Here is a 5,374-nt window from a genome sequence, read left to right on the forward strand (position 1 = left end):
GCCGGACGGCGCGTCGTCGCCCTCGGCGATCTCGTAGCGCTCTGCGCCGCTGGTCGCCGGGGCCGGGTATCGCGCGTCGTAGAAGACGGGCGCTCCCGTGGTGGCTGCGGCCGCGCCGACGAAGATCGCCGCGACGAGGGCGACGGCCACGCCGCCGCCGAGCAGCAGGATCTTCGTGCGCATGTCGCCTCCCCCTCGTCGACCGGCGCGCCGTTTCGCGGCACGTGCGTCCGGACATGCTAGCCGCGATCGTTGCCCCCCGAAAGGGGCACAATGGGGGACCGCCCCGGGCACGCGCTCGCCCGCCGCCCACTCGCCCGCGTGTCAGGGGGCCGGCGTCGCGGCATCCGTCGCCGRCTCGTCGCCCGCGGGCGGCGCCGACGTCACCTCGACGACCGTGTCGGCGGTCGGATGCTGCGCCCGGCTGAGGAGCACGAACGGCGCGGCCACCGCCGTGATGAGGCCGCTCCAGAGCATCGACCCCGCGTAGCCGGAGAGGTCGGCCGAGCGACCGAGGATCGGCTGGAACACCGCACCACCGGCGCTGCCGAGCAGGGAGTCGAACGAGAGCACGGTCGCGCRCTGCTTCGACGGGATCATGTCGTTGAGGTACGCGCGATGCACCGGATCGTCGACCGACGAGGCGATGCCCCATACCGCCAGGAGCACGAGGGCGACCCAGAAGTTGCTCGTGAACGAGAGCGCGACGAGCACGACGGCGCTCGAGATGGTGGCGAGGAGGATCGCGGAGGTGCGCTTGTGGAACAGCCGCCGCACGAACGGCGCCAGCACGCCGCCGACGATGCCCGCGCCCGAGAGGATCGCCGCCGCCAGGCCCGCGATGGAGTAGGCGCCCTCGTCGCCCCACAGTTCGAGCAGGTACGGCTGCAGGGCGTAGAACACGTAGATGCCGACGCCCGCCGTGAACGGGGTCGCGAGCATGAGCCAGCGCACGGGCGGGTTGCCCAGGCCGTACTTCACCGAGGCGCGCAGCACCGTGCCGGTCGCCTTGATCGGCCCCTCGCCGCGCTCGGGCGTGAATCCGAGGTCGCGCATCGTGAGCGCCGCCACGACGAACATCACGGCGAGCACGGCCCCGCGGATGAGGAACGGCACGCCGAGGTTCGTCAGCTGCGCGATCACGCCGCCGAGCACGGACCCCGCGAGCATGGCCGCACCGCCGACGATCATGGCGCGACCGAAGACGGTCTCGAGGCTGCCGTGGTACTCGGTGGCGCGCAGCGCGTCGACGAGCCAGGCGTCGACCGCTCCAGAGAAGAACGTGAACCCGAGCCCCAGCAGGATCGAGACCACCGCCCACGCCCAGAACGGTGACTCCCAGACCCACAGCAGCCAGTAGAGCACCGTGGTGACGGCGAGGGTCACGGTGCCGAGCAGGTAGGACGCGCGACGCCCGAGCGTGTCGGCCACGACGCCCGTCGGGATCTCGAAGAGGAACATGCCGGCGCTGAAGAACGCGTTCGCCGCGAACGCCTCGAGGTTGGTGAGCCCCGCGTCGAGCAGGAACAGCGTGTTGATGCCCCAGATGAACGACGCCGCAAGGGTGTTCCCGAGCGTGAGCGTGTAGTAGACCGCCTGCACGCTTCGCGGCGTCGGCGTGCGGGCCGGCCGTGTCGCCGTGGTCACGAGTCGCTCCGTTGAAGCCTCACCCGATCATCTTGCTCCGGTGTCGGGCGCGTGCCAAGAGGCGGGGCGTGCGCGCGGCGAGCCGCCGTGGCGCGGCGCGTTGACCCGGCCGGATGCCGCCGATAGCCTCCGCACATGGTGCGCTTCCTCATTCGTGCCGCGGTCTTCCTCGGCACCGCGGCCCTCGGGCTCTTCCTCGCGTCGCTGCTCATCCCCGGATTCCACGTGCACCTGGCCGGATTCCTCGTGGCGATCATCGTGTTCGCGCTCGTCCAGTGGCTCATCGAGTGGCTGGTCGCGAAGATCTTCCACCGGTCGGCGCCGACGGTCGCGGGCATCGCCGGCCTGCTGTCGACGTTCATCGCGCTCTGGATCGCCACCCTGATCACCGACGGCCTCAGCTTCGACGGGGTCGGCGCATGGATCCTCGCCGCCGTGGTCGTCTGGCTCACCACCGCGGTGCTCGGCTGGCTCGCGGCGAAGTTCCTGCTCCACGACCGGGCCGCAGCGCGCCAGCGCTGAGCATCGGCTTGCCCGACGGGGCAGTCGCGGCGAGACTTGACCATCTCCGGATGCTCCGGGGAGCCGACGAGGATCGAGGCGCCGTTGCCCACCATCACCAGTTCCGACGGAGTCTCGCTCAACTACGTCGAGACCGGCGACCCGGCGGCGAGACCCGTGGTGCTCATCGCCGGATTCAAGGCGTCCGCGACGAGCTGGCACTACCAGCTCAAGCCCCTCGCCCGGGCGGGCCACCGCGTGATCGCGTTCGACCGGCGCGGGCACGGCCGATCGGGCATCGGGGCGGGCGACCACACCATGGACCGGCACGGCGCCGACATCCACGACCTGCTCACGGCGCTCGAGCTCGACGACGTCACCCTCGTCGGCCAGTCGATGGGCGGCAACGCGATCTGGGCGCTCGTGCAGCAGTTCGGCTCGAGCGGCATCCGGGACATCGTCATCGTCGACCAGACGCCGAAGATGCTCAACGCCGCCGACTGGGCATACGGCTTCTACGACTACGACGACGGGAACGTCGACACGTTCTTCGCCACCGGCATCCCCGACCCCGGCCGCCATCCGGCGAAGTCCAAGGGGCTGGTGCGCATCGCCCGCGTGCTGAAGGCGATGGAGCTCCCCAAGGGCGGCAGGCCCACGTTCACCGCGGCCGAGCTCGAGCTGCTGCACGACCACGCCACCCGCGACTGGCGCGAGGTGATCGCCCGCCTCGACCGCCCCGCGTTCTTCATCGCGGGCGCCGAGAGCGAGTTCTGGCCGGCTGAGCACGCCGCGGCATCCGCTGCCCTGAACCCGGCCGCCACCTCGATCGTCATCGAGCGCGACGGCCACGCGGCCAACATCGAGCAGCCGCAGAAGTTCAACGACGCGCTGCTCGGCTACCTGGGGCACTGACCGCTCACTGCCGCTGGCGCACCCACTCGCGCGCGTCGCGGTGCGCGTGGTGCACGGCCTCGCCGATCCACTCCGAGCTCGTGTACACGCGATCGGCTCCGATCCGCTCGAGCAGGCCGCCCACGGCGAGCAGCTCGCGCACGCGGTCGCCGGTGACCACGAGCCACAGCGACGAGTCGTGCGCCTCGAGATCGTCGAGGTAGCGCTCGAGCACCGCCACCGACGACAGGCCCAGCTCGTCGATGCCACGGAGGCGCAGGATGACCGCCGAGCCCCGCGAGTCGTCGGCGACCGCCGGCAGTTGCGCCTCGAACACCGGCGCGCTCGCGTAGAACAGGTTGCCGTAGGGCTGCAGCACCACGACATCGTGCGGGGGAACGGTGGCGACGGGGTCGATCTCGCGCATCCGGCCGTCGTCGTGGAACTCGAGCTGGCGCACGCGCAGGCGATTCGACTGCTGCGCGACGAACAGGATGATGCCGAGACCGACGCCGACGAGCACCGCGAACTGCAGAGGGATGAGCAGGGTCAGCACGAACGTGACCGCCATGACGGCCGCCTGCAGCGCACCGGTCTTCATCACCGAGACGATGCGCGCCGGCTTGATCGCGCCGGCGCCGACGACCATCAGCAGGCCCGCGAGGGCGGGCATTGCGACGAGCGCGACGACGCCCGACGCGACGAGGATGACGAGCGTCATCACGATCGCCGCGATGAAGAGCGCCAGGCGGGTGCGCGCGCCGGCCGCTCGCACGAGTGACGATGCCGACATCGAGCCGCCGACGGGCATGCCCCGGAACACGCCGGCGACGATGCTGCCGAGCCCCTGGGCGACGAAGTTGCGTGAGGCGTCCGCCGGCTTGCCGTCGGCGTTCGGAACGGCTCCGGCGACGGCCGCGCCCTGCACCAGCCCCACGAACGCGAGCGACAGGGCCGGCAGGGTCAGGTAGGCCAGGTCGCCGAAGGTGGGCAGGACCGGGGCCGGAAGCCCGGTGGGCACATCGGCGACGTCGCCCACCGTCAGCACGTCCCAGCCGAACACGAAGGTGAACAGGGCGGCGAGCGCCGACCCCAAGACGATCGCCACGACGAGACCGAGCGAGCGGAGCCGCGTCCGCGTCAGCACCACGATGAGGGCGATCGTCACGAGCCCGACGGTGAGCGTGGGCAGGTCGATCAGCCAGAAGTGGGTCACGGTGTCGAAGGCCCGCAACACGCGGTTCGCGCCGAGCCCGGTGTACCCCGTGAGGTTCGTCAGCTGCCCGAGGATGATGTTGACGCCGACGGCGGTCACGAAGCCCACCATCACCGCGGTCGGCACGAAGCGCAGCATCCGCCCGCCCTTGAGCACGCCGGCGATGATCATGAAGACGCCCGTGAGCATGGCGAGCGTGAAGAGGCCGCGATCCGGGTCGGGCAGCGCGCCGAGGTCGGTGTCCGAGACGATGAGGGCCATCGCCCCCGTGGCCTGCACGGCCATGAACGTGCTGCTCGTGAGCACGGCGGCGCCGGCCATGCCGAACAGGAACGCGTAGATGCCGGCGACCGGGTTGACGCCCGCGAGCAGTCCGATGGCCAGCCCGTCGGGCACGCTCTCGATGCCGAGGATGGTGCCGGCGAGCGCGTCCTTGCCGAGCGTCTCGCGGCGGAACACCGAGCGCACGCGGCGCCACCACGCGGCGAAGGCGGGCACGCGGGGCGGCGCGTTCGTCATGGACCCGACCCTAGCCCCGCCGCTCCCGCCGCGACAGGTGCGCGACGCCGCTACGCCGGGAACGCCTTGCCGGGGTTCAGCGTGCCGAGGGGATCGAGCGCCTGCTTGATCGCCGCGTGGAGTGCGATCACCCGCGGGCCGAGCTCCTCCGCGGCGCCCGGGAGCTTCAGCAGGCCCACGCCGTGCTCGCCGGTCACCGTGCCGCCGAGCTCGCGGCAGTCGTCGACGATGCGGTCGAACGCGAGCTTCGCCCTGGCCTTCGCGGCCTCGTCGCCGTCGGGCGCGATGATCAGCGGATGCAGGTTGCCGTCGCCCGCGTGCGCGATGTTCGCGATCACCACGTCGTGCGCCTCCGCGGTCGCCTGGATCCGCGACAGCATCTCGGGCACCGCGCCGCGCGGCACGCAGATGTCCTCGGTGAGCACCGGCCCCAGCCGCTCGAGCGCCGGGTAGGCGAGCCGGCGCGCGAGGAACAGGCGGTCGATCTCGGCGGCGTCGACCGCCCGCTCGACGGCGACGGCACCGGCATCCGCCATGATGCGAGCCACGGATGCCGCGAGCTCGTCGCCCACCGCACCGACCTCGTCGACCTTGGCG

6 protein-coding genes are annotated in these 5,374 nt (G+C 71.7%); 2 read left to right on the forward strand and 4 right to left on the reverse strand.

Going from position 1 to position 5,374, the window contains the following annotated elements; translation table 11 throughout:
* Both AC1DY2_RS14685 and AC1DY2_RS14690 read right to left on the reverse strand, forming a co-directional pair.
* The coding region (locus tag AC1DY2_RS14685; RefSeq protein WP_476763096.1) for a hypothetical protein at positions 1-183 on the reverse strand (183 nt) is incomplete at its 3' end.
* 141 nt (positions 184-324) lie between these two features.
* Positions 325-1,647, reverse strand: a complete 1,323-nt coding sequence (locus tag AC1DY2_RS14690; RefSeq protein ID WP_476763097.1) for an MFS transporter — start codon at positions 1,645-1,647, stop codon at positions 325-327.
* Between the two features lie 135 nt (positions 1,648-1,782).
* Here AC1DY2_RS14690 and AC1DY2_RS14695 point away from each other — a divergent pair, with 135 nt between their 5' ends.
* Together AC1DY2_RS14695 and AC1DY2_RS14700 are read left to right on the forward strand one after the other, a co-directional pair.
* Complete coding sequence (locus tag AC1DY2_RS14695; protein ID WP_476763098.1) at positions 1,783-2,169, forward strand: phage holin family protein; 387 nt, start codon at positions 1,783-1,785, stop codon at positions 2,167-2,169.
* 84 nt (positions 2,170-2,253) lie between these two features.
* Complete coding sequence (locus AC1DY2_RS14700) at positions 2,254-3,063, forward strand: alpha/beta fold hydrolase (RefSeq protein ID WP_476763099.1); 810 nt, start codon at positions 2,254-2,256, stop codon at positions 3,061-3,063.
* A 4-nt stretch (positions 3,064-3,067) separates the two neighbouring features.
* Here AC1DY2_RS14700 and AC1DY2_RS14705 read toward each other — a convergent pair whose 3' ends face one another.
* Positions 3,068-4,777 (reverse strand): SulP family inorganic anion transporter, encoded by a 1,710-nt coding sequence (locus AC1DY2_RS14705; protein WP_476763100.1) that lies wholly within the window; start codon positions 4,775-4,777, stop codon positions 3,068-3,070.
* A gap of 50 nt (positions 4,778-4,827) precedes the next feature.
* On the reverse strand, positions 4,828-5,374 hold a 547-nt coding region (locus tag AC1DY2_RS14710), incomplete at its 5' end, for an FAD-binding oxidoreductase (RefSeq protein WP_476763101.1).

Source organism: Agromyces sp. P1_H4 (assembly GCF_056405255.1).